General features: G+C 33.6%; 23 protein-coding genes and 1 riboswitch. Of the genes, 12 read left to right on the top strand and 11 right to left on the bottom strand.

Annotated features, from left to right (window positions below; genetic code table 11):
• Positions 1-92: 92 nt before the first annotated feature.
• On the bottom strand, positions 93-1,220 hold the full coding sequence (locus AYC65_RS11840) for an FAD-dependent oxidoreductase (RefSeq protein WP_068801179.1): 1,128 nt from the start codon (positions 1,218-1,220) through the stop codon (positions 93-95).
• Positions 1,221-1,319: 99 nt separating this feature from the next.
• Here AYC65_RS11840 and AYC65_RS11835 point away from each other — a divergent pair, with 99 nt between their 5' ends.
• The gene (locus AYC65_RS11835) at positions 1,320-2,246 is read left to right on the top strand and encodes a helix-turn-helix domain-containing protein (protein WP_034866105.1); all 927 of its coding nucleotides are present in this window, start codon (positions 1,320-1,322) and stop codon (positions 2,244-2,246) included.
• A 185-nt stretch (positions 2,247-2,431) separates the two neighbouring features.
• On the opposite strand, the gene AYC65_RS11830 is transcribed toward AYC65_RS11835, so the two are convergent.
• Positions 2,432-2,692 (bottom strand): hypothetical protein, encoded by a 261-nt coding sequence (locus AYC65_RS11830; protein WP_078674582.1) that lies wholly within the window; start codon positions 2,690-2,692, stop codon positions 2,432-2,434.
• A 369-nt stretch (positions 2,693-3,061) separates the two neighbouring features.
• On the opposite strand from AYC65_RS11830, the gene AYC65_RS11825 reads away from it, so the two are divergent.
• The gene (locus AYC65_RS11825; RefSeq protein WP_234300322.1) at positions 3,062-4,729 is read left to right on the top strand and encodes a helix-turn-helix domain-containing protein; all 1,668 of its coding nucleotides are present in this window, start codon (positions 3,062-3,064) and stop codon (positions 4,727-4,729) included.
• 25 nt (positions 4,730-4,754) lie between these two features.
• Here the strand turns inward: AYC65_RS11825 and AYC65_RS11820 are convergent, their stop codons facing one another.
• The 5 genes from AYC65_RS11820 to thiM form a co-directional block, all read right to left on the bottom strand.
• Positions 4,755-5,444 (bottom strand): CPBP family glutamic-type intramembrane protease, encoded by a 690-nt coding sequence (locus AYC65_RS11820; protein ID WP_034866435.1) that lies wholly within the window; start codon positions 5,442-5,444, stop codon positions 4,755-4,757.
• A gap of 129 nt (positions 5,445-5,573) precedes the next feature.
• Positions 5,574-6,224 carry a thiaminase II gene (gene tenA / locus AYC65_RS11815; RefSeq protein WP_034866437.1) on the bottom strand — a complete coding sequence of 217 codons (651 nt, stop codon included), beginning with the start codon at positions 6,222-6,224 and terminating at the stop codon, positions 5,574-5,576.
• Positions 6,211-7,044, bottom strand: coding sequence for a bifunctional hydroxymethylpyrimidine kinase/phosphomethylpyrimidine kinase (gene thiD / locus AYC65_RS11810; RefSeq protein ID WP_034866438.1), 834 nt, complete (start codon positions 7,042-7,044; stop codon positions 6,211-6,213). Before thiD ends, tenA begins: the two co-directional genes overlap by 14 nt.
• Positions 7,041-7,679 carry a thiamine phosphate synthase gene (gene thiE, locus AYC65_RS11805; protein ID WP_034866440.1) on the bottom strand — a complete coding sequence of 213 codons (639 nt, stop codon included), beginning with the start codon at positions 7,677-7,679 and terminating at the stop codon, positions 7,041-7,043. Before thiE ends, thiD begins: the two co-directional genes overlap by 4 nt.
• A complete protein-coding gene (thiM, locus tag AYC65_RS11800; RefSeq protein ID WP_034866441.1) occupies positions 7,676-8,479 on the bottom strand; it encodes a hydroxyethylthiazole kinase in 804 nt (267 codons plus the stop codon). The genes thiE and thiM overlap by 4 nt, the downstream gene beginning before the upstream one ends.
• A gap of 50 nt (positions 8,480-8,529) precedes the next feature.
• A riboswitch (TPP riboswitch) is annotated at positions 8,530-8,622 on the bottom strand.
• Between the two features lie 427 nt (positions 8,623-9,049).
• Between thiM and AYC65_RS11795 the strand changes: the two genes are divergently transcribed.
• From AYC65_RS11795 to AYC65_RS11780, 4 genes are all read left to right on the top strand, one after another.
• Complete coding sequence (locus tag AYC65_RS11795) at positions 9,050-9,817, top strand: histidine kinase (protein WP_034866443.1); 768 nt, start codon at positions 9,050-9,052, stop codon at positions 9,815-9,817.
• Positions 9,783-10,496 carry a LytR/AlgR family response regulator transcription factor gene (locus tag AYC65_RS11790; RefSeq protein ID WP_034866445.1) on the top strand — a complete coding sequence of 238 codons (714 nt, stop codon included), beginning with the start codon at positions 9,783-9,785 and terminating at the stop codon, positions 10,494-10,496. Before AYC65_RS11795 ends, AYC65_RS11790 begins: the two co-directional genes overlap by 35 nt.
• Positions 10,497-10,663: 167 nt before the next feature.
• Positions 10,664-12,940, top strand: a complete 2,277-nt coding sequence (locus tag AYC65_RS11785) for a cation:proton antiporter (RefSeq protein ID WP_034866448.1) — start codon at positions 10,664-10,666, stop codon at positions 12,938-12,940.
• A gap of 77 nt (positions 12,941-13,017) precedes the next feature.
• On the top strand, positions 13,018-13,485 hold the full coding sequence (locus AYC65_RS11780; RefSeq protein WP_034866470.1) for a hypothetical protein: 468 nt from the start codon (positions 13,018-13,020) through the stop codon (positions 13,483-13,485).
• Between the two features lie 9 nt (positions 13,486-13,494).
• Here AYC65_RS11780 and AYC65_RS11775 read toward each other — a convergent pair whose 3' ends face one another.
• The gene (locus tag AYC65_RS11775) at positions 13,495-14,142 is read right to left on the bottom strand and encodes a hypothetical protein (RefSeq protein ID WP_034866451.1); all 648 of its coding nucleotides are present in this window, start codon (positions 14,140-14,142) and stop codon (positions 13,495-13,497) included.
• 357 nt (positions 14,143-14,499) lie between these two features.
• Between AYC65_RS11775 and AYC65_RS11770 the strand changes: the two genes are divergently transcribed.
• The 4 genes from AYC65_RS11770 (at position 14,500) to AYC65_RS11755 (ending at position 19,131) form a co-directional block, all read left to right on the top strand.
• On the top strand, positions 14,500-15,450 hold the full coding sequence (locus AYC65_RS11770) for an NAD-dependent epimerase/dehydratase family protein (RefSeq protein WP_034866453.1): 951 nt from the start codon (positions 14,500-14,502) through the stop codon (positions 15,448-15,450).
• Positions 15,451-15,484: 34 nt separating this feature from the next.
• Entirely contained in the window at positions 15,485-16,396 is a 912-nt protein-coding gene (locus AYC65_RS11765; RefSeq protein WP_034866454.1) for a helix-turn-helix domain-containing protein, read from the top strand.
• 292 nt (positions 16,397-16,688) lie between these two features.
• Positions 16,689-18,044 (top strand): hypothetical protein, encoded by a 1,356-nt coding sequence (locus AYC65_RS11760; protein ID WP_034866455.1) that lies wholly within the window; start codon positions 16,689-16,691, stop codon positions 18,042-18,044.
• A gap of 241 nt (positions 18,045-18,285) precedes the next feature.
• The gene (locus AYC65_RS11755) at positions 18,286-19,131 is read left to right on the top strand and encodes a GLPGLI family protein (protein ID WP_034866458.1); all 846 of its coding nucleotides are present in this window, start codon (positions 18,286-18,288) and stop codon (positions 19,129-19,131) included.
• Positions 19,132-19,147: 16 nt separating this feature from the next.
• Here AYC65_RS11755 and AYC65_RS11750 read toward each other — a convergent pair whose 3' ends face one another.
• A complete protein-coding gene (locus AYC65_RS11750) occupies positions 19,148-20,341 on the bottom strand; it encodes a serine hydrolase domain-containing protein (RefSeq protein WP_052114591.1) in 1,194 nt (397 codons plus the stop codon).
• 211 nt (positions 20,342-20,552) lie between these two features.
• Positions 20,553-21,341, bottom strand: coding sequence for a PhzF family phenazine biosynthesis protein (locus AYC65_RS11745; protein WP_034866460.1), 789 nt, complete (start codon positions 21,339-21,341; stop codon positions 20,553-20,555).
• 151 nt (positions 21,342-21,492) lie between these two features.
• On the opposite strand from AYC65_RS11745, the gene AYC65_RS11740 reads away from it, so the two are divergent.
• Together AYC65_RS11740 and AYC65_RS11735 are read left to right on the top strand one after the other, a co-directional pair.
• Complete coding sequence (locus AYC65_RS11740; protein WP_034866461.1) at positions 21,493-22,035, top strand: GNAT family N-acetyltransferase; 543 nt, start codon at positions 21,493-21,495, stop codon at positions 22,033-22,035.
• A gap of 130 nt (positions 22,036-22,165) precedes the next feature.
• Positions 22,166-23,317, top strand: a complete 1,152-nt coding sequence (locus AYC65_RS11735; protein WP_034866463.1) for a serine hydrolase domain-containing protein — start codon at positions 22,166-22,168, stop codon at positions 23,315-23,317.
• Positions 23,318-23,435: 118 nt separating this feature from the next.
• Here AYC65_RS11735 and AYC65_RS11730 read toward each other — a convergent pair whose 3' ends face one another.
• Complete coding sequence (locus tag AYC65_RS11730; protein WP_257788238.1) at positions 23,436-23,675, bottom strand: GIY-YIG nuclease family protein; 240 nt, start codon at positions 23,673-23,675, stop codon at positions 23,436-23,438.
• Between the last annotated feature and the right edge of the window lie 51 nt (positions 23,676-23,726).

The following is a 23,726-nucleotide window of genomic DNA, read 5'->3' as shown; positions in this document are numbered from 1 at the left end:
ATGTTGTGTTATGATGGGTAGAATATTTTGAAGCAACAAGATGCCTTTAAATAACTTATGGATCTGTATTTTTGGTTTCGATTGAGGTTTATTTACAGGATTAGCTTCTGAAAAGAGAAATCTGGTTGTAGCATTAATCTTTCATTTTCGCAGGATTCTGATTGTGCTTTGCTTGCATAGATGAACATTTGCTTTTCATAGTCGTTAATAGCAGATTGTATAGACTCAAACTTTCCGTTCGTCAAATTATTAGATAGTATAAGAGCATCTATAAGTCCTGTATTCACACCCTGACCAGCGAAAGGAGGCATTAAATGCGCTGCATCTCCAATAAGGGTAATTGGCAGTGGGCGGTTACTTTTCCATGGTTTTTCGAGTGGGAATTTTCTTATGGGTAGGCTTCGGAAAGAAGGAGTAGACTTTAATAGTCGCTTATAAAGCCCATCCCAATGTATAAATTTATTTAAAAGGAATTCGCGGATGCTTTCTGTATCCTGTAAATTTGGAGTATTGGTATCCTGTGGATCTGGACTTTTTAAGATTATACCATAAGATAGTTCGTTATTATTATAGGGATTTACAACCAATAAATGACCCTGATGTGATGTCATTGTCCTGTTTCCGTTGCAAAACCGGAAAAACTCTGCGGTATTTAGTTCGGGTTGTGGGATGTCACCTTGAATAATCATAGTTCCAGTGTCTTCAACAAGAGTATCTGTAACATACTTTCTTATTTTAGACATGCCACCATTTGCTTCAATTACAAAATCAGCAAGAGCATAGGTTCCATTTTCAAAATGTAATAACCACTTGTCTTGGCTTACTTCAGTATGAATACATTTTTGATCCCAAATAACAGTATTCTCAGTTAGATTGTCCAATAGCATTGTTCTTAGTGTATTTCGGTTAATTTCGGGGTTGTCATATTGATTATCCAACGTAACCTGTTTTACAGATAAGATGTTTCCTTTCTCATCGGTAATTGTTGCTCCCATTGGTGTTGCCAGAGCAAAGTATTTCTCTAATAACCCTGCTTCTTTAAGGGTCTTCTGACCTGAATCTTTATGAATATCGAGGGTTCCTCCCCAAATCCTTGTTTGGGAATCTTTATCCCTTTCATAAATATTTACATTAACTCCTTTTTGTTGTAATAATTTTGCGATAGTTAGCCCTACCGGACCGGCTCCAATAATGGCTATTGTTTTATCTTTTAGTAACATTATTTTTGTATTATTTGATTATGATACAAATTTCAAAGTATTATTACGGACAAAATAATTATATTAGACATGAAAATAGTCGTAAAAGACTTTTGTTGAATGAAAGATATTACGATTCCAAAAGTTATTAAGCTTTTCTCCAATCTGTTGGGAGTAGAAGTAGAAAATAGAAAGTTAGAAATCCCTGCTAGATTTGGTAAGGGATATTGTCGAGGTTTTGTTTTTAATGAACATATCCGAATGATTATTAGTAATTATGAGCTTTATGAAGATTTGGTTATTGAGAATCCGGATATAGATACCACCAGAAAAATGATATTTTTTAAATTTCAGAATGTTTTCTCAAAATCAGGAATCCCTTCTGTTATGATTGGAACCAGTCGATTGAATACTGACGAGGCTATTTCTATTCATTCTAATACTGCTACCATTAATATAGAAATAGATGCTCATTATCTGAATAATTTATTTTACACTTATGAACAGTCCCCTATTTTAAAAGGTTTGCTACAAAATGCACAACCTTATCTTTTTGAACAAATACTTTATCCGTCTTTGCTGGAAACCGTTAATGATATAATTTCAGAAAATACCGATGAGGTCTTTGAGTTATTTTTCTTAAGAGTAAAAGCAGAAGAACTTATTTGCAGGCTATTGATAGAGTTGAATAAACGGGATGAAAAACGACTTTATGCCTTAAACATTCATGATATAGAAGCTATTTATAAGATTAGAGCATTAATCATTGGAGATCTGGGTGTGCCCCCGGTTATTAGTGAATTATCTGTTCATGCAGGAATGAGTTCTACAAAACTGAAACGTTTATTTAGTCAGATATTTGGTAATAGTATTTTTAGCTACTATCAAGGTTTAAGAATGAAAGAAGCTACTATATTATTGAAAGAAAAGAAATATTCGGTTTCGGAAGTAGGGTATAAGTTAGGATTTACCAATCTGGGGCACTTTTCCAGGATATTTAAGCAACACATTGGAATGAATCCCAAACAATATTCTATGTATAACTGAAATTGAATTATAGAGTATTTAAACGAGAGGGTTCTTGATCTTAGAAATATTTCTGAAAAGAACTATAAAGCTATAAACGAAAGAACCTCTTTAACAGAGGTTTTCCAAAAAGTGCTCTCGCAAGTAGGAAAACCCCCATAAAGAAGAAGATTAAAATGTATGATGAATGTGAAATTGGTCTAATTCTAATAGCGTATTTTATCTTTTATAGGAGGAGTATCGCTAGACTCTGCAGTTTCTGAAATAGGACTTATTTTTTTCTTTTCTGGAACTGCCTGCTCTTTTAAGTTCCTAATTATACTATCATTTGTTAATTTGGTGTCATTTGCACTAGCTGTATTATTATTTTGAGTAGATCCTATAGTGCCAAGCTCTTCTGCTTCTCTATAACCTGTATTTGATAGTAATAGAATACCAGTTGCTATTAATAAGATTAACTTTTTCATAATTGATTTTATTTTATATTTGACCTGATTTTACAAAGGTCAATTTTTCTTTCTTTTTGCTTCGACTAAATTATGGGAGAATATTCTGAACCACAAGAAATAGTAGTCCTATATTAGTTAATTTATAGATAAAGACGTCCTTATTTATAAATTAGGACAATGATTAAAATTATAAAAAGATGGTATTCAAGTGTTTATCTTTTGTTTCGTGATGAAATATTATTATTTAATTTTATGATGTATATATTATTATTTGATGCTTTTTCATTATTTTTGATGTAAATAAATTGCACACTTTAAACAGCAATGCGTATAAAAAAATACATATCTTACTTTTTATTACTAATTTTTATTTTTCAGGTTGAAAATTTGAAGGCTCAATCATACGATGATTTGAGAAAAAAATATGAAAATTTAGAGGAAAATGATGAAAGAGCACTTAGTACAGTTAAGGTACTAATCCAAAAAGCAAAAAAAGAAAAGAATAATGAAGAATTAATGCATGCCTATGAAGATGCTTTCTATTATTCTCCAACAGCTGAAAATAAATTTATATATGCAGATAGTAGTATTGCGGTAGCAAAGAAAACTATGAATAATGATCTTATTAGTAGGGCATATCTGGTAAAAGGATCTATTTATTATTACAATTATAAAAAATATAAGTCAGCTTTAGACGAATATCTGAAAGCATATGAATACTCTAAAAAAGGAAATAACGATTATCAGAAAAATCAATTAATCTACTTTTTAGGTGTTGTTAAAAGTTATTTAGGTTATTATAATGATGCATTAGAACTCTTTAATGAATGTATTGGATATTTTGAACCAAGAACAACAGGGAATTATCATCCAAATGAAATTTATAATAATAGTAGAATATATCTTAATAGTTTGCATCTTGCTATAGTTTGTTATATCCATCTTGGGAATTTTGAAAAAGCTAAATTTTTAACCGAGAAAGGACTAGCATTTATTAATAGAGATAAGAAAAATGAGTTTTCATTAGAGAAGGCATATCTATTAAAGTGTAGAGGTACTTTAGAATTCCAAGAAGGTCAGTTTAGTAAAGCAATCCAAACTTTTAATCAAACTATTCCTGTAATGGAAAGTAATAATGATTTTGCGTGGATTGCAGTTGTAGATTTCTACATAGGTAAAAGTTATATGGGGCTTCGTAAAGAAGATGAAGCAGTAGAACAGTTTAAAAAAGTAGATTCAATTTTTCAAAAGCACAATTTTATATTTCCGGAATTAAGGGATAATTATGAACTTTTGATTAGCTATTATAGGAAACATAATGATCATGCACAAGAACTATATTATACAAAGGTTCTGTTAAAAGCTGATGGAATTTTAACCAGAGATTTCACCTATTTATCTTCTAAAATACATAGAGAATATGATACGCAGAATCTTATGGATATCCAGAATAAATTGGAGAGTCAAAATAAGTGGGGACTGGGTATGATTATTCTTTTGTGCATAATAGTGAGTGTACTAGTTTATAATGTCTGGAAATACTATCAGAACGAAAAGAAAATTAAAACAAAGTATAAGAAACTTGAAGATAATCTCCAGCATCATATAGAACCAGAACCGTCTTCAGTTCCATATGAGAACATTTCATCTCAGAGTAAATCAACAATGAGTGAAGAAGTTTATAAAGATCTTCAGGATAAATTAGAAAAGTTTGAAAAAGAAAAACAATTCCTCGAAAAAGGAGTTACATTAAATAAACTTGCAGGTACTTTTGAAACAAACAGTACTTACCTTTCTCAATTTATTAATGAGACAAAGGGGATGAACTTTAGTAGATATCTAGGGATCCTGAGAATAAATTATATCACACAACTGATGTATGAAAATGAAAAATATCTCAATTATACAATTCAGAGTTTATCAGATGAATGTGGAATAGCTTCAAGGCAGAATTTTTCCGATTTATTTCAGGAAATTAATGGACTTCGCCCAACTGAATTTATTAAAAAGAGGAAAAAAGATATAGATGATATGAAATCATCTACAAATGAATAACCTTTAATGAAGCCTAGATAGAAATTTAAATCTGTTTAGGCTTTTTTGAAATATAGCTTAAATACCACCATATAAGAAGAGGTAATGCTATTGCCTGAAATACTAAGATTACTAATGATAAGCCATCTTGTAATTTATTTGCATTTGCTTTTATAAAGAGTTGTGATCCAAGTGGACCGCTTGAGAAAATAACAATATTAAAGAAATTCCATCCGAAATGTAAGCTAACAGGCAAGTAAAGGGATTGAGTTTTAGTAAAACTATAAGCTAATGCAAGACCTAAAATTGCTGTCATTAAGAATACAATAACCATCTGTACAGGATTACCAAAGGCATTATAGGAAAAAAGATGATAAATTCCGAAAGCAATAGCGGATAAAAAACATGATGTTTTTACACTCAATGTCCTTGTTAGCAAATATAAAATAGCACCTCTGAATATAAGCTCTTCAAATAGTACTGATTTAAAAGTCCACCAGGTACTTTTTAATATGGCTGTAAAAGAAATTTGTTTATTTAGTATCCAATTGTTATCTGCGGGATATGTTTTCAATACATGGTAGATTATACAGCATATTCCGGATAATAATAAGCCGATACCAGCATTAATTAATCTGTTTTTTGATGGAAGAAGCCCTAAAACTTCCAGATTAGTTTTGGCAAACAACCAAAGTAAAAGCCATGAAATAGCCAGCTCTGCTATAATACCAATCATATTGATTTTATCTTATGGATTATATGTAAATATAATTAAATCAGATATTTAAATTTTATTTTTTATTAATTATAATGTCCGTTTCTTATCATAAATAAGACAAACCCTGAATTTCTCAGGGCTTTATTTTTATATCCAGGATTTTAGTTCGTAGGCTGCCTGCCAGAAATAATATTCCATTTGTGTTGCTGTAATGAAGGCTTCTGTCATTTTAGCTCTGATTTCCGGAGTGGTTGCCTCGGCTGCTCTATCACAAATTTCAATAGCTTGCCGAACCGCAAGTGCAAACTCTTCACCGCTATAAGTGTCAATCCATTTCTTATATGGATTGTTATCTGTTTTTTTATGCTCATATATATAATCACCTACTTTTTGATAAATCCAGAAGCACGGTAGGACAGCTGCCATTGCAATTTCCACAGCGTCTAATGCAGCAGTACTTTTTAAGAAATGAACATAGTGATGACAAACAGGCTGCATTTTCCCTTTTTCTTTAACATCGAAATCTTTGAAATAAGACTCGTGTAATGCATTTTCTACAACGATAGCATTTTCTGCAAAACGCATATAAGATAAAACATCATTAATATTATATGCTCTGGCTCCTATTATTGCAAGTGCACGTCCGAAATGCTCGAGGTATAAAGAATCCTGAGCCATATAAAACTGAAATTTCTCTTTTGAGAGACTTCCTTCCGCCAATTCTTTAACAAAAGGCATTACAAGTATCGACTGATAATATTCTTCTATTTGCTTCCAGGTATATTCAGACCATTTCATGTATAATTAATTTTTGAGGGTTGAAAAAATGATTAAGCGGGCCATTTCCTTTGCCTATTTTTAAATCCTTTGCGCTTTTTATAGCTTCAAAAACATATTGTTGCCCCAGCGAAACAGCATCGGATATATTTTTGCCTTGTGCTAAATAAGCTGCAATAGCTGAGGATAAAGTACATCCTGAGCCATGAGTATTGTTGGTTTGGAATTTTTCAGTTTCAAAAGAAGATATTTTCCCTGATTCATCAAAATATAATGAAGTTATTATATCTGTTTCCTGGTGCCCTCCTTTTAGTAGAGCACTTTTACATCCCAGATCTAATATTCTTTTGCCTGCGGTATACATATCATCTAATGTTTTTACCTGCATATTAGCCAAAATTGATGCTTCATCCATATTAGGGGTTATAACGTCAGCAACTGGAAATAACCTCTGAACAATAGCTGTAATAGTTTCCTCTTCTATAAGTCTATGCCCGCTGGTGGCTACCATTACGGGATCGAATACAATAGGTACTTTATCGTATTTATTCAGGGTATTGGCAATAATATCTACTAATTGTGGAGTATGTACCATACCTATTTTAATAGCTGAGGGGAAAATGTCGTCCAGTATCGCTTCAATCTGATCTGCAACAGCTTCTTCCGGGATTGAATATATTTTTCGTACACCCTGTGTATTTTGTACCGGAAGAGCAGTCAATACAGACGTAGCAAAACAGCCTAAGGCTGAAAAAGTTTTGATATCCGCCTGAATTCCGGCGCCGCCACTACCATCAAAACCTGCTATGGTTAAGACAGACGGACTTGTATATTTTTTCATTTTAAAATTTTGTTTTTAAGTGCATAAGCTGCTTTTTGTGGATCATTAGCACTGCAAATAGCTGAAACAACAGCGATACAATCTGCACCGGCTTGTATTACTTCAGTTGCATTTTGTAATGAGATGTTTCCAATGGCAACCAATGGTTTAGTGGTAATGGAACGGATTTTTGTAATGCCTTCCAGTCCCCATTCTGTTACGGTATCGGTTTTGGTTGTTGTCGCAAATACAGGACTTATTCCGAGATAATCGGATGTTTGTGTATGTTCATTATAAAGCTGATCTGCATATTCAATGGAATAGCCGATAAGTTTATTCTTCCAGAAATCTTGTTGTCTGAGCTCTACCGGAGAAATATCGTTGTTCCCAACATGAATACCGTGAGTATTTAACGTTTTGGCAACTTCGGAATTATCATTTATAATCAACGGAATATTATACTTATCTGTTATATCCTTTAGCTGCTGTGATTTTCTTATAAAATCTGCAGTAGTACAGTGTTTTTCGCGAAGCTGAATAATGTCTACGCCGCCCAGAATAGACTCTTCAGCTACTTCAAGAAAATTTTTGCCTTTGCAGGCTTCTTCAGAGATCACTAAATAGAGTTGATAGGGAAATAAAGAAGTTATACTCATGACATCGATATTTTTATATGGCTTATGAATTCTTCCTTAGTTATGTTGTAAAGTTTATCAATGAGGTTCATTTGTAAACTTCCGGGTCCTTTACTTTCTTGTACAGCAACTTCTCCTGAAATTCCCAATAATGCCATTGCGGCAGCGGTAGCTTCAGTTTTATTCTCAATACAACCGATAAAAGCTCCTATTAGTGCAGATGCGGAGCAGCCTAATCCGGTAACTTTTGTCATTAGTGAATGTCCGTTACTAATAAATATAATTTTCTCTCTGTCGATAATAATATCTTTCTCTCCGGAAATGCAGATAATAGCTCCATATTGCTCATTGAGAATTTTTGCTGAATCTAGAGCTTCCAGGCTTGCTTTAGTACTATCTACACCTTTAGTTGTGGTTTTGTTAGCTTTTGCAAGTGCAATAATTTCGGAAGCGTTTCCACGGATTACAGTTGGGTGGCAATGCAGCAACTTGCTAAGTGTAGCATCTCTAAAAGTTGTTGCTCCGGCACCCACCGGGTCTAATATCCATGGTTTTTCAAGTGAAGAGGCTTCTTCCGCAGCAATTAACATGGACTCTGTCCATGTCTCATCAAGGGTTCCGATATTAATAACTAAAGCTGAAGATATATTAACCATTTCTTTTACTTCAGAAGAGGCATGAGCCATAATAGGAGAGGCTCCTACAGCTAATAATGCATTAGCCGTATTGTTCATGACCACAAAATTGGTTATGTTATGTACAAGTGGGGATTTTTGTCTTACTGACAGAATGTGTTTCCAGAGTATTTCTTCCATAGTCATTAATTAAACTGGCCTTAGGAAAGTATCTGAAACAAAAGCAAAAGCTTGAAAGCTTTCTTTTTGCTTTTCCCTACGTCGGTGTAAGCCGTATCAGGTTCAAAGGGACTCTCTCAATTCTTTTCAGAATACCCCTAAAGCGTACACAAATGTATAAAACTTTTTACAGATAACAATTTGTTTGAATTCTGAAGCTGTGGTGAATTTTAACACTAAGTCACAGGTTACGTTTATATTCCTCTGTTTTTTTAAGACACAGTAGCCTTGGCAAGGCTGAATCTTTGATTTTCCTGTGCCATAAAATTGTGGACTTGTATTTATAAATTTTCAAACTTCAACCGCAATGTTTTCTTGCCAGTTGTCCAGTTTTTTAAGGAACGCGAAGCCATTAACGCTTAGCAATGTTCACTTAAACCTTAATTATCTTAATGGCTAAATGTTAGAAATATTTTTACCGTAAAACAATACTTGTAATATATTAATTTGTGTTTGTAAACTTTTACCTGACCTAAAATCAGGCGAATATTTTGTAATGAATTAAGCTATATCTTTGCACCATACAAGAAGTGATTTATGAATCATGAAGGAATTGTGCTTTCCGGGAATACATTAGTTCTGTTGTTAATACTCCTGTTATTAGTTATAACAGGATATCTAATCTATAAGATTAGTATATTACAAAAAGAGAAAAAGGCCTTAACAGAAGATAAAAAAGTGCTGAAAAACAGGTTAGGAAATATCCGTTTGGACTATATAGAAACGAAACTCAATCCGCATCTTTTTAAAAATATTCTTAATTCAGTTCAGTCTCATGCCTATCAGACTTATGTGTCTCTTGATAAATTGTCGGGAGTGCTGGATTATATTTTGTATGAAAGCAGCGAGAAGTTTGTAACGCCTGAAAGTGAACTGGACTTTACGAGCAATCTGATAGAAATCAATAAAATAAAAGTTAATCCGCTATTTGACTTTAGAATAAAGTCACAGATTGATAAACAGGATCCTGTATATAAAGAGAAAGTTTTAGCTCCGCTGATTACAGTTGATTTTATTGAAAATGCTTTTAAACATACGGATTTTCTGGCCGATGATTCTTTTATTTTTGTTTTGCTTTCCTTGAAAAGTGGCGTTCTGGAAATAAAAGTAGAGAACAGAATTTCTCCAAAATCACCTTTACAAAAAGGGAATAGCGGTTTCGGAGGAGAATCTCTGGAGCAGAGACTTAAAATGCTCTACAAAAAGAAATTTTCTATAAGTAAAGAAACCCATAACAATATATATACTGCATATTTAAAAATTGATCTTAATGACAAATACAATCAGGTGCGTTATACTCGATGATGAGCTTCTGGCTATAAGTTATCTAAAGCTCCTTTGTGAACAAATAGAAGGGGTAGAGGTCGTTCGGGTATTTAATAATCCGAAATATTTCCTCGAAGAGATCAATGATATCGATTGTGATTTGTGTATTCTGGACATCGAAATGCCGGGATTAAACGGATTACAGGTTGCTGAACTTATTTCCCATAAAAAGATCATATTTACAACCGCTTATAAAGAATATGCAGCAGAGGCTTTTGATCTTAATGTAGTGGATTATGTAAGAAAACCCATAAAGAAAGAACGGCTTCAACAGGCATTTGCAAAGGCTAAAGAATTTGTAGAGGTTCCTAAGAATAATTTTTTAGAATGGAATACCAATCTGGGGAAAAGCCGAATTTTCACAGATCAGATTGCTTATATAAAAACTTCCGAGATAGATAGTAGGGATAAAGATCTAATCCTGAATGACCGTACAGTGATTATTCTGAAAAACATTAATTTCAAAACACTACTGGAAATGCTTCCGGAAAAAGACTTTGTACAGATCAATAAAAAGGAAATCATAGCACTAAAGTCCATAAAAGTAGTTTCTGCAAACGAAATTATCACCAATATTTCTGAAGACGGAGAACATTTCACAAAACTACATATCAGCGAGGTTTACAAAACCGATCTTATGGAAAAGCTTGGTAATTAAATGCTTGAAATACTGAGAACCATTAAAAATGAAAATCCGGAAAAAAGCTTCAATACCAGAAGCATATATTTCATTACAAAAAAAAGAGTTTTCACTACATTTTTGAAAAATTAGCATTGAAAATTTTAAATTTCTTTTGAATTTTGCAGATAAGAAATAGTAACATAATGCAAAAGTACAGGAATATTATTTTTTATATCACAACTATTATATTCTTCTCCGGATTAATGTATTGGTTCTTTATAGAAGGTAAAACTTTAGAAGCCGGAGAAAACATTATATCTAAAACGAGCGGAGGATCTACTTGGGATAATTTTGTAGATTCTTTTATGGTAAATCTGCATCATCCACTTGCTCTGTTATTGATACAGATTGTCACTATTATATTGGTAGCAAGACTTTTCGGGTGGATATGCATGAAGATGAAGCAACCTTCTGTAATAGGAGAGATGATTGCAGGTATTGCTCTCGGTCCTTCTCTTTTAGGACTTTATTTTCCTGAATTTTCAGCATTTCTTTTCCCTAAAGAATCATTAGGAAACCTTCAGTTCCTCAGTCAGATAGGACTAATTTTCTTTATGTATATCGTTGGAATGGAACTCGACCTTAGTGTTCTTAGAAAGAAAGCTCATGATGCAGTAGTGATTAGTCATGCCAGTATTATTATTCCTTTTGCTTTAGGAATAGGGCTTTCCTATTTTATTTATAAAGAATTTGCACCGGATGGTGTGCAGTTTAGCTCGTTTGCACTATTTATAGCCATTGCAATGAGTATTACAGCATTCCCGGTTCTGGCAAGGATTGTTCAGGAGCGGAATCTGCAGAAAACTAAACTGGGGACTATTGTTATTACCTGTGCAGCAGCCGATGATATTACAGCATGGTGTATTCTGGCAGCAGTTATTGCCATTGTAAAAGCAGGATCATTTGCCAGTTCTATCTATGTCATTATTATGGCAATTGCTTATGTTTTCTTAATGATTAAAGTAGTGCGTCCGTTCCTGAAAAGAATAGCCGACCTGCAGACCGGAAAAGGAATTATGAGCAAATCTGTTGTTGCTATATTCTTCCTCATTCTTATTATTTCTGCTTATGCAACTGAAGTTATTGGTATACATGCATTATTCGGGGCTTTTATGGCGGGTGCTATTATGCCGGAGAATACTAAATTCAGAAATATATTTATAGAAAAAGTTGAAGATGTAGCATTAGTTGTATTGCTTCCTTTGTTCTTTGTTTTTACCGGATTGAGAACGGAGATTGGGTTGTTAAATCATGGTCATTTATGGATGACGGCCGGACTAATCATTTTAGTTGCTGTTACCGGTAAATTTATAGGAAGCGCACTCACAGCGAAGTTCCTTCGTATAGGTTGGAAAGATAGTTTGACTATTGGTGCATTGATGAATACCCGTGGATTGATGGAGCTGATTGTTCTGAATATTGGCTATGACCTTGGTGTACTAAGTCCGGAAATATTTGCGATGATGGTTATTATGGCATTGTTCACAACATTCATGACAGGGCCTTCATTAGACTTTATCAATTATATTTTTAAAGGAAAAAAATCTGAGAACGAAGAAGATGTTGACGATAGTGGTAGAAAATATAAAGTATTGCTCTCTTTCGATGGGCCGGAATCAGGAAGTACCCTGCTGAGGCTTGCTGATAATTTTACCCATAAAATGAACGGAAACAAAAGCATTACAGCGATGAATATTGCTCCGGTACAGGAACTTCATGCTTTTGAAATGCAGGATTTTGAAAACGAACAATTTGTAGATGTAGTACAGACATCTAATGAACTTAAACTGCAGATTACCACTTTGTTTAAAGCTTCTAATGATGCTGAAAATGATTTGGTGAATATTACCAACAAAGGCAATTATGATTTGCTACTCATTATGCTCCGAAGATCGATTTATGAAGGAAGCTTACTGGGCAGATTGCTAGGTTTTACAACCAAGATTATTAATCCGGAAAGACTGCTGAATACCGTAAAGGGTAAATCATATATGTTCAATAATTCACCGTTTGATGACTTCACTCTGGGGATATTAGATAAATCCAATATTCCTGTGGGGATAATGGTAGATAAGAATTTCGAAAATGCCGGAAAGGTATTTGTTCCAATCTTTGACTTGAATGATTTCTACCTCGTGGAATATGCAAAAAGGCTGATTAATAACAACGACTCGCAGATTATTATTCTGGATGTGGTGGGACAAATTCGTAGAAATACAGAGATCCGTGAGTTGATAAGAAGTATTGAACAGATCGCTCCTAATCATATTACATTATATAACGAAAGAACTATAGAAAGGGAATTTCTGGAGTCTCAGGATCTTATGCTGATTAGCAGTAAAAGCTGGAGAAGCCTTATCGATTCAAAGAGTCTTTGGTTATCCGATATTCCGTCTACTTTAATTATTTCTAATCCGTAAGGCAACTTTAAGCTCTATTAAGGATGGCTTTTGTTGAAGAATAGGGTATATTTATGCTCCAACAAAGAATGCAAAGTATGGAAGTTAATGTAGAGAACGGAAATATAATCCTTAAAGAGTATCATTTGCAGATAGAAAAAGGGATGTTGTTAAAAGATCTTCAGCAGACGGAATTTTACAAAAATTATAATAACGGAATGCGTGATGTTAAAACAGGCTATTTCTGGTATTATTTTGATGCTGTTGATATTAAAGGCTATAAACTTTCATTCGATCTGTGTTTTTTGGGAGATACACTAGATAAGATTTTTATGAACACTCATGAAAAATCAGATGCAAAAACATGGGATGATTGGAGTGAAGCAAAGGAAATGAAAGTTTTTGAGCGAAATAATCAGTTTTTATCAATGATATTAGGAATACGGCCTACAAAAAAGAAAAAGACGCCATACCCTACCTGTACATTTAATTTTCCGTGGGGAAATGCATGGTCGGTTTACGATCCCAGAAGTGCTACAAGCTTTATGGGAATACATTACGATTAATAGGTAATCTTATTTATTCCGGATCAATTTCAGAAGCTTGCTGTACTCACCTAAAATACTTTTCTGCTCTTCAGCGATATAGTCACTACTAAACGGAGCTCCACAATCTTCACTGTTTAGGATGTGAATAAGCTTTCCGTTTACAAAATAACTTCTGTTCTCAGTAATTTCAGATTTATCAAAGTCAAAAGCTTCGGTATCATTATTTTCCTTCATGGCTTTCGTGTCATAATACAGAGGTCTGTTGTATTTATAGTCTTTTTCATATACAAAAGACAATTGTCCGTTTAAAAGATAATATTCAGTCAATGTTTGTCCACTTTCTCCAAATATTCGGGTAATTATTTTTTCAAGTTTATTTTTCTGATAATAATACTTTGCTTCTCCACCTTCAGCAGATTCAAAAAGATCCCGTTGCTTTATTAAATGCCATTTCTCTATGGAATTGATTCTTTTGAAATTGTCCCGAACAGGTTTTAGTTTGTCTGTAAGATATTCATTAACCGGAAGATCTTCCTTATTGAAGCTTGCCCTAGCTTGTATAGTATTATATCGGTGTACAGTGTGCTTTTCTTTAGATATTTTAGTGCTTTGTGAAAATACCAGATTAGGAACAGTTAGAAAAACCAGTATATAGCAGAAGAATATTTTTTTCATAAATAGTGTTTTTAGGTGTGTTTTCTAAGAGCATGAAGATACTAAAATTTATCATTTTGCTTTATCATTATTATAGAGCAGAGATTCTGTTACAATTTACCTTAATTAAGATACTCTTATATTTTCCTTTCTGTCGAACTTTGCTATACAAAAATTACTAAGAGTCTGTTTGAATATTATTGCTAATACTCTTCGATAATTCGTCAAGCTCATTACAGGCTTAGAGCTCAGAGTGACATTGCTCGTCTCAAATATCTTATTTTTAGAGGTGTCAGGCTGAGCTTGTCGAAGCCTAATGTTTTTTTGAATTAAAATTAAACAAGCTCTTAGTATAAACACTTTAAAAATATAGACGTTATGCAAACAATATTAGGTGCCAACGGCCAGATTGGCGAAGAATTGGCAAGAGAGCTGAAAAGAAATTTTACTTCAGATATACGTATTGTCAGCAGGCATGCTCAAAAGGTAAATGACACAGATGAGATATTCTCAGCAGACTTATCTGTTCGTGATAAGGCTATTGAAGCAGTTAGAGGCAGCGAGATTGCTTATTTTACATTAGGACTTCCGATAAGTTCTGATCTTTGGGAAAAACAATTTCCGGTTATTCTCCGTAATGTAATTGATGCTTGTAAAGTTAATGGAACCAAGCTTGTTTTCTTCGACAATACCTATATGTATCCGCAAGACGATCGGATTTTGACCGAAAATATAGCATTTGCTCCTCTTGGCAGAAAAGGTAGGGTAAGAAGAGAAATGGCAGAAATGGTATTGAAGGAAATTCAGTCCGGTGAACTGGAAGCTGTTATTTGCCGTGCTCCCGAATTTTATGGACCGGCTAAAACACAAAGTATTACCAATACTTTAATTTTTAATAATATAAAAGAAGGTAAGACACTAAAGGTACCATTGAGTGACAAGAAAAAAAGAAGTTTGATATGGACGCCCGATGCCAGCCGTGCAACAGCATTGATCGGAAATACACCCGATGCATTTGGCCAAACGTGGCATCTTCCTGTGGATAAGAGTCATCCTACATACCGTGAATTCATCAGAACAGCTTCAGGAATTTATGGTAAGGATCTGAAATATTCTGTAGTTCCTAAATTTGTTTTCAGTATTGGTGCTTTATTCAATAAAAAAATGAAAGAACTACTGGAGCTTCTCCCAAGATACGAACACAATAATATTTTTGATGATTCGAAGTTCAGAAAAAGATTCCCTGAATTTAAGGCTACCAGTTACAAGCAAGGAATAGAGCAGATTAAAAAAGAGCAGTTTCAACAACAAAATAAATCAGTAATTTAGTGATGATTAAATCTGAATATCAATTTATATAGATATGAAAACTCCGGCAAAAGTTTCATCAATTAGCGCAATGCACCAATTTTTAGGACTTAAAAGACCTGCAAATCCATTAATTAGTGTATTTAATTTTGATGAGGTAAAACTGGAACCTGAAACTATTCTCAGTGCAGTAACAACAGATTTTTATGTAATTGCTCTAAAGAAGGATTGTGCAGGCGGAAAATGTAAATATGGGCAGCAATATTATGATTTCGACGACGGGATTATGTATTTTATCGCACCCCATCAGGTTTTACAGTTTGAAGATGTACTGCTGAATAGTGTGAGAGGTTTTGTATTGGTTGTACATCAGGATTTCTTACATGGATATGCGCTAGCCTCCCAAATCAGGGAATATGGCTATTTCTCTTACACAGCAAATGAAGCGCTGCATCTTTCCGAAAAAGAAGAAAAATCCATTATGGACATTATCCATAATATAGAGCAGGAGATAGATGCTAACATGGATTTGTTTACACAGGATCTGTTGGTGTCTAATCTGGATCTTTTGCTAAAATATTGCGACCGTTTTTATAACCGTCAGTTTTTAACCAGAAAAAAAGCCAACAATGATTTACTTTCAAAATTGGAAGCTTTACTGGATGATTATTTTAAAAATGACAGACAGATTGTGAGTGGTATTCCTACAGTTCATTTTATTGCAGAGCAACTACACCTTAGTGCCAATTATCTTAGCGATATGCTTCGGGTGCAAACTGGGCAGACTACGCAGCAGCATATCCAGAACAGATTGATAGAAAAAGCAAAAGAACTGCTGTCTGCTACTGAAATGTCTGTTTCCGAAATTGCCTATCATTTGGGCTTTGAACATCCACAATCTTTTCATCGATTATTTAAAAATCGTACTTCTGTTTCCCCATTGGAGTTTAGGGCGTCGTTTAATTAATTTCTGTAAACAAAAATTTTCATTCGAATAATTAAAATAAAATTTACGAATTGAATATTTCCCCGGCATAGCTTGTTGGGGATTTTTTACATAAGAATCGAGAATTTCTGCTGGTGCGAACCTATGGCTCGTGACATCTATATTGATAGGAGCCATAGGCTTGCGCTAGCGGAGGGAATGATATAAGAAGGTGAGGGAATTTATATGATTATCAATGTTTTAATTTGAAATAAAGTGTTCAATTATTTTATTTTCTTTAATTTTGAGTCAATCAAATCACAAAAATATAAAAATGAAAAAAGAACTAAAAACCATTTTTTCTGTAGCATTATTGTGTATTATTAGTAGTTGTAATAATGATGATTTGCAACCTAAAAATAGAAATGAGCTACAGGCAGTAAATCAAAAATTCCAGAATGTTAATGCTACATATGTTGTAGATTACTTTAAAAGAAATTTAGAATCAGAAAATTTAGAAGTAATTGAACAATCTTATTACGATAAGGTAGTTACTACAGATAGTTTGAAATCTGAAAAAGAAAGAATCTGGAAACTCTGGAAAGACGCTAATATTAGTAGATTAGGTACTCTGCCTAGTACTAATGCAAATGGGACAGAATTTATCTGGGATATTCCTCAAGGTCAACGTATGAAAATAAAAACCTTTACTAAAGGTAGTAAGCCTGCTTCTGGATATCCATTTTTTATTAATCTTCATGGAGGTGGTGGTTATAGTAACCTATCAGGGCCATGGGAATCATCTACAAATTCAGGAGAGTGGAGTGCAGCACAAACTTTGGGAAAAGCATACCAGGATAATCCGAGTTATTATTTTGTGCCTAGAATGGCGGATGATAGAATTGGAAGATGGTATTATAAACCCCAGCAGACAACTTGGCTGAGAGCTTGGCAATTAGCAGTACTTTCAAATGAAATAGATCCGGATAGAACGTATATCTTAGGCATCTCCGAAGGAGGATATGGAAGCTTTAGAATGGGTGCTTTTTATGCTGATTATTTTGCAGGAGTTGGCCCTATGGCCGGACCTGAAACCAAAGAAGCTGCTCCCATAGAAAATTTAAGAAATACTTCCATTAGAATCGAGGTTGGTGAATTTGATACAGGATTTGGTCGTAATGAGATGGGGGAATTATGGAAGCAAAGACTTGATAGTGCTGCTTCTGCAAACCCGGGTTACTTTAACCATGTCGTTACTATACAACCAGGCAAAGGCCACGGGATTAATTATTATAATGTGACTCCTTGGTTAATCCAGCAAAAAAAGAGAGATACTTATCCTAATATCTTATCATTTATGTATTATGACACAGATGGTGGTTATAGAAAAGGATTTGGTTATGTTAGATTAGATGGGCTTAATAAAACAGGAGGTCGCAAGTCTTTTGAAATTAAAAAGGACGGTAATAACTATGATATCACTACAAAGGATGTTAAAGGAGTAGTTTCCGGAAAAATAAGTCTCTATGTTGATAAAGTAGATTTTTCAAAGCCTATTGTGGTTACCCTAAATGGAAAGGAGGTATATAATGGAAACGTAAAGAATAGCCTTGGTGTTATGGTTGAAAGTATTGCCTTGTTTGGAGATCCTGGCCGTATTTATTCATCTAAAATAGATATCAATATTTAAGATATATAAATTAATATATGTTGGATTTTGTTTTTCTAATTATTAAAATTTAATCAGCATAATTACACCCCGATTAACCTCGGGGTTTTTCTTTTTCTCATGATATTCTGTGAAGTAACAAAAAAGTATTCCTGCCAAGTACTGAATGAGTATTATAAATTATGAGTATGTATTTTAGTAAATTAAATTACTAAATACCGCGCATAATTGTATATTTATGAGGTATTAGAAATTTGTTAAAATGAAATATATTTTTTCTTTCATCTCTTTTTTTACTTTTTTATTTTGTTATGCACAGGAATTTAAATTTGCAGATAATGCTTCTTTCAAGCCGTTTCCTTATAGTGTGGAAAGTTTGGATACAAGTTATCAGAATATTTATTACCAGCTATCTTTTGCCAATAACTCTGAAAAGCCCGACTCTAAAAAGCAGGCTGTCTGTATTCTGGAGTTAGGAAAAATTAAATCTAAATTTTTTGATTTTAATAGTGTAAAAAGTGATTCTCTGACGAAGAAATACAGTGTTGAAAAAGAAATTACCGGAAAGGAATTGACTGCTATGCTTGCCTTTAAAACCAATTGGGAAAATGTATTGATAAGAGATATTCAGACTAAGAATATTATTTTTCAGGATCATGCGAGTAAAACTTTTCAATATGAAGGAACTCAGCCTGAATTAAAATGGAATTTAGAAAAAGAAAGCAAAACTATTTTGGGCTATACTTGCAATAAAGCAACAACGGAATATAGAGGAAGAAAATATACAGCTTGGTATACGACGGATATTCCAATTAGTAGTGGACCTTATGTTTTTGAAGGCCTTCCGGGACTTATTTTAGCCATTTCGGATTCCAAAGATCATTTTAACTTTACAGCAATTGCTATGGATAAAAATCCAAGAGAAATTTACCTCAATAATGGGAAGCATATTATAAAAGTGAGCCGCGATCAATTTCGAAAAGTTCAGAAAAATTACCATAGCAATCCCGGTTTTTATATAAATGGTGGAGCCTATAATGCAGACGGAACTGAAGTAAAAGTGGATCCAAGATATAGTAAGCCGTATAATCCAATTGAACTAGAGTAAAAATAAAAACTTTGTGCTATTTAAATTGAGGGACAAAAAAGCGATCCCAGTTATAAATACGGGCAACACTATTGCAAATTTCAAGCATTAGTTCCTGGTTATTGCTGTTGGTCATAACCACAACGCCGTAACCCTTGTCCAGGCTCCCATACGACGCACAGGTAAAGCCTTCGTTGCCACCGTTATGATTAAAGTAGTAAGCTCCGTTTTTATACCGAAGGAAAACACCCAAAGCGGCCTTGCTCTCATCATAGTTTACAACTGGTGTAAAACGTTCTTTCATGTATTTCTGTGATAGTATTTTTTGAGATTTCCCCTGTAATGTCAGCTGACATTCAATTATATATTTAGCCAGATCTTCAGGTGTAGTCCAAAGTCCGGCGGCGGCATATTCCGGATACAAATGATATTTTCCTTTTACCTTCTTCCCATCTGTATAATATCCTGAAGCAATATTCAAGGTGTCATTTTTTACTGAATATGTACTATGGGTCATTTGTAACGGAATAAAAATCTCTCTTTTTATAAAATCTGTATAGCTTTTCTTAGCTACATCTGTAAGGATTAGTTGGGAAATCATAGTGCCTCCTCCTGAATAGTCGAATGCAATTCCTGGTTCTTTTACAGAACGTACAGGTTTGGAATTGGCAGGTGGAGTTCCGTTTAAGATTTGTATAATATTGGGTATAGCTGCTGTTCTTTCATAACCTCCGAATCCTGAAACATCTAGACCTCCGGAATGGCTCAACAGATTTCTGGGAGTAATTATTTTATTTTTGGAAATGCTGTCATAGGGAAAACGCCAGCTTTTTAGGTAATGGTTGATATCCTGATCAAGATCTATTTTGCCAAGCTGTACCAGTTTCATAAAAGCCAGGCTGTTGATGGTTTTACTTATTGAAGCTGCCTGAAATAAAGTATTGACGTTGGTTTTTCTGTTCTCTTCTTCATCTGCATATCCGTATGCTTTCACCCATTCTATTTTATAGTTATTGATAACCGCAATACTTACTCCCTTAACGTTGAGTTGCTTCATTCTCTCAATAATGTTAAAATCAGGTACTTTATTACTGCCTGAAATAACAGATGGACTTAGAGAGTTTTCTACTTTTTCAATTTTGTTTTTAATTTCATTATTCAACTTCTGAGCAGATGAGTAGCCGGAAAATATTATAGAAAATAGTACTAAAATAATTTGTAATGTTTTCATAATAAGTGAATTGGTTTGTTTTGCAATTTAATCATTTAGCCAATTCATTGTTAGTGAAAAGTGACAATGTTAAGGATAAACCTCTGTGAAAATAAAAAAGCCTTACCTGACTATGTAAGACTTTAATATAATTCTTTTGAACCTAATTAAAAGTAAGCTATAAACTTTCCTTGTTGTTCTTGGGATTGAGTTGTTAATAATAGAGCTTAGGTTACTCTATCCACAAATGTCCCATAGAATAGGTTCTGCCTTTACCCGCTACGATCACTCTTTCATTTTTGTTTTCACAATAAAGCTGGCCGCCTCTTTCTGATAGCTGGCGGGCGAAAAGTTTATCCTTTCCTAATCTCGATGACCAGAACGGAATGAGTGAACAGTGTGAAGAGCCGGTTACAGGATCTTCAAGAATCGAAGACTGTGGCGTAAAATATCTTGAAACAAAATCACTGTCGGTACCTGCTGCTGTCACAACAACACCGCCCGGATCCAGATTGATAAGGTCGAAAATAGATCTTTCAATTTCAATTTTTTTTATGTCTTCCTCAGATTCATATACCAGTACATAGTCTCGTGATTTGAAGACTTCCTTAGGTTGTATATTGAGAGATCTGGTTATAATATCCGGAAGAGTAGAGGATTCAGGCATCCTTGACGGGAAGTCCATATAATAAAATCCATCTTTTACATCCACTGTTAATTCACCACTTTTGGTTTGAAAAATGATTCTGTCGTTCTGATAGTTTAAGATGGAAGCTAAACAATGAGCTGTAGCAAGAGTAGCATGCCCACACAAATCCATTTCTATTTCAGGTGTAAACCATCTTAGATGAATAGTATCGCCATTGTCGATAAAAAAGGCCGTTTCTGCTACAGCATTTTCACGGGCTATTTTTAAGAGTATCTCATCAGGTAACCAATTTTTTAACGGAACAACACATGCAGGATTTCCATGGAAAATATCTTCTGTAAAAGAATCTATTTGATATAATTCTAGCTTCATAATTGATAAAATTTCGGTTAATAACAAAGATAAGCTATTCTCCGGACAGGCCTTGGTCTTAATGATGTTCTAACGATATATTTTGCTCGTATTTTGTACAGCATATTGTACGGCTTATAGCTTTTTGTATATTAGTTTCATATAAGTAATTATGAGCAAGATAGATATGAATTCAGCAGTTTTCCCAATTTTGAAAACTGAAAGATTAACGCTCAAGCAATTATCAATTGATGATCATCAAGATATTTTTGCTTTGCGTTCCGACCCGGAAATTAACGAGTTTCTTGGCAGGCAAATATGTGAAACAAATGAAGAGGCAATAAGTTTCATTAATAAGGTTAATAATAATATTAAAGAAGGCAATTCTTTTTATTGGGCAATTACTTTAACAGAAACTAATACACTTGTTGGTACAATATGTTTATTTGACTTTTCAACCGAAAATGATAGCTGTGAAATAGGATATGAATTAATGACAAAATTTCAAGGACAAGGTATAATGACAGAAGCTGTTCAAGTTGTGATTGACTACGTATTTCACACTTTGAAACTCGAAAAAATACTTGCTGTTACACACTATAAGAATCAGAGTTCAACCAATCTTCTGTTAAAATTCGATTTTGTAAAATCGATAGAAACGCTCAAAGAAGATCCTGAATTGAATATTTTTACTTTGAGTAAGGAGTGTAAATGATGTGAAGTGAAAAATAAGTAGAGAACTACAGTTTTTATATTATATTATTTTTGTATTCTGATGATTTTCTAAAGTAATGTTAAACTTTCAAATATTTGAGAATTAGCTACAACCATATCAAAAATTGAAAATGAAAAAAAATATCATTTACCTTTTATTGCTTTTGTCTTTGTTAAGTTGCCAAAAGTCCTATAAACGCTCTACTGATTATTCATACACAAAACCTATTCAACTATCCGATAGTATTAAAGTAGATTACCTATATAATACTGGAATGGATACCGTTCAAATAATAAATCTTACAAAACTCATATTGTCAGATACTATTCCGAATATACACAGCCTACTCATACTTAAAGATAATAAGCTGGTTTATGAAAACTATTTTGCGGGAGATGATGAAATTGTGGGAAAGAAACTAGGCTATGTAGAACACGGTATTGAGGATTTGCATGACTGTCGGAGTATGTCAAAAAGTGTTACATCTGCCTGTATAGGAATTGCTGTAAAAAAAGGACTTATTAAAAATATTGATGACTCTATTTTCCCCTATTTTAAGCAATATCAGAATGATTTCGATGAGCAAAAGAAAAAAATCACCATTCGTCATTTACTGACTATGACAAGTGGTCTTAAGTGGAATGAAGATATTTCTTATAGAGATCCAAGAAACACAGAACTTAGAATGGATATGAGTTCTGATCCAATTGATTTTATTTTGAGTAGACCAATGGTTTCAGAGCCCGGTGCTACATGGAATTACAATGGCGGTAATACACAATTATTGGCAGAAATAATAAAATCAGTCAGTGGTTTACCCATAGATAAATTTGCTGAACAAGAATTATTTACCCCTCTAGGTATCAATAAATATGAATGGCTTCCGTTGGTCAAAAATATGCCTGCCGCAGCATCAGGAGTTCGATTACGTTCAAGAGATCTACTTAAATTCGGGATGTTGTATATGAATGACGGAAAATGGAAAGATAAAGACATTTTAAATACCGATTGGACAGAGCAATCTCTGAGTTCAGCCATAACAAGACCTTCTACAAAAGATAAAAATGCAGGATATGGTTTCCAATTTTGGACATTCAAGGAAACAATAAAAGATAAAGAAATAGAAATTCAGGAAGCTAAAGGAAATGGTGGGCAAAGGATATTTTTTTGTAAGCCGTTAAATTTATTAGTTGTGATAACAGCAGGAAATTACAATAACTGGGAAATAAAAAATGATTCTAAAGCGGTCTTATTGAAATATATAATTCCTGCGATAAAATAAGCATCTGTTGTTGGAGTATGAAAGGAGGATAGCAAGTAGAATTAAAAAGTTCTGATGATTATGAAGCGAGCGCGACAGGATTCGAACCTGTGACCGTTCCGATTGAAATCGGAGTGCTCTATCCAGTCGAGATTTTTATAAGTTGTTCAATTTTCTTTTTACTTTTCCATGCCTTTATTTCGCGTTTTCTTTTGTATGCAGAGCTTTTATCATCAAAAGTTTCAGAATATACAATAATCCAATCTTTAGCACGAGAAGTAAAACCTTTATAATTAGAAAGGTGTTTTCTCAATCTCTCATTAAGTTCTTCTAAGCAATGACCAATATAAAATTGATCGAGAGTATAGGAGTGTAATATATAGCAGAAACAAATAGCTAAATATAAACAAAAAAGCCTCTACATTTCTGT

The organism is Elizabethkingia bruuniana (assembly GCF_002024805.1).
Taxonomy (GTDB): domain Bacteria; phylum Bacteroidota; class Bacteroidia; order Flavobacteriales; family Weeksellaceae; genus Elizabethkingia; species Elizabethkingia bruuniana.
The sequence above is the reverse complement of the archived record's forward strand: the minus strand, read 5'-3'. Positions and strand labels throughout refer to the sequence as shown.

Bases quoted from the DNA above. Each gene is read 5' to 3' on its own strand.
- AYC65_RS11770 (WP_034866453.1), top strand. From the start codon at position 14,500: ATGCAAACAATATTAGGTGCCAACGGCCAGATTGGCGAAGAATTGGCA.
- AYC65_RS11775 (WP_034866451.1), bottom strand. From the start codon at position 14,142: ATGAAAAAAATATTCTTCTGCTATATACTGGTTTTTCTAACTGTTCCT.
- AYC65_RS11760 (WP_034866455.1), top strand. From the start codon at position 16,689: ATGAAAAAAGAACTAAAAACCATTTTTTCTGTAGCATTATTGTGTATT.
- thiD (WP_034866438.1), bottom strand. From the start codon at position 7,044: ATGAAAAAATATACAAGTCCGTCTGTCTTAACCATAGCAGGTTTTGAT.
- AYC65_RS11830 (WP_078674582.1), bottom strand. From the start codon at position 2,692: ATGAAAAAGTTAATCTTATTAATAGCAACTGGTATTCTATTACTATCA.
- AYC65_RS11755 (WP_034866458.1), top strand. From the start codon at position 18,286: ATGAAATATATTTTTTCTTTCATCTCTTTTTTTACTTTTTTATTTTGT.
- AYC65_RS11840 (WP_068801179.1), bottom strand. From the start codon at position 1,220: ATGTTACTAAAAGATAAAACAATAGCCATTATTGGAGCCGGTCCGGTA.
- AYC65_RS11835 (WP_034866105.1), top strand. From the start codon at position 1,320: ATGAAAGATATTACGATTCCAAAAGTTATTAAGCTTTTCTCCAATCTG.
- AYC65_RS11790 (WP_034866445.1), top strand. From the start codon at position 9,783: ATGACAAATACAATCAGGTGCGTTATACTCGATGATGAGCTTCTGGCT.
- AYC65_RS11795 (WP_034866443.1), top strand. From the start codon at position 9,050: ATGAATCATGAAGGAATTGTGCTTTCCGGGAATACATTAGTTCTGTTG.
- AYC65_RS11735 (WP_034866463.1), top strand. From the start codon at position 22,166: ATGAAAAAAAATATCATTTACCTTTTATTGCTTTTGTCTTTGTTAAGT.
- thiE (WP_034866440.1), bottom strand. From the start codon at position 7,679: ATGAGTATAACTTCTTTATTTCCCTATCAACTCTATTTAGTGATCTCT.
- AYC65_RS11780 (WP_034866470.1), top strand. From the start codon at position 13,018: ATGGAAGTTAATGTAGAGAACGGAAATATAATCCTTAAAGAGTATCAT.
- AYC65_RS11785 (WP_034866448.1), top strand. From the start codon at position 10,664: ATGCAAAAGTACAGGAATATTATTTTTTATATCACAACTATTATATTC.
- thiM (WP_034866441.1), bottom strand. From the start codon at position 8,479: ATGACTATGGAAGAAATACTCTGGAAACACATTCTGTCAGTAAGACAA.
- AYC65_RS11750 (WP_052114591.1), bottom strand. From the start codon at position 20,341: ATGAAAACATTACAAATTATTTTAGTACTATTTTCTATAATATTTTCC.
- tenA (WP_034866437.1), bottom strand. From the start codon at position 6,224: ATGAAATGGTCTGAATATACCTGGAAGCAAATAGAAGAATATTATCAG.
- AYC65_RS11745 (WP_034866460.1), bottom strand. From the start codon at position 21,341: ATGAAGCTAGAATTATATCAAATAGATTCTTTTACAGAAGATATTTTC.
- AYC65_RS11740 (WP_034866461.1), top strand. From the start codon at position 21,493: ATGAGCAAGATAGATATGAATTCAGCAGTTTTCCCAATTTTGAAAACT.
- AYC65_RS11820 (WP_034866435.1), bottom strand. From the start codon at position 5,444: ATGATTGGTATTATAGCAGAGCTGGCTATTTCATGGCTTTTACTTTGG.
- AYC65_RS11765 (WP_034866454.1), top strand. From the start codon at position 15,485: ATGAAAACTCCGGCAAAAGTTTCATCAATTAGCGCAATGCACCAATTT.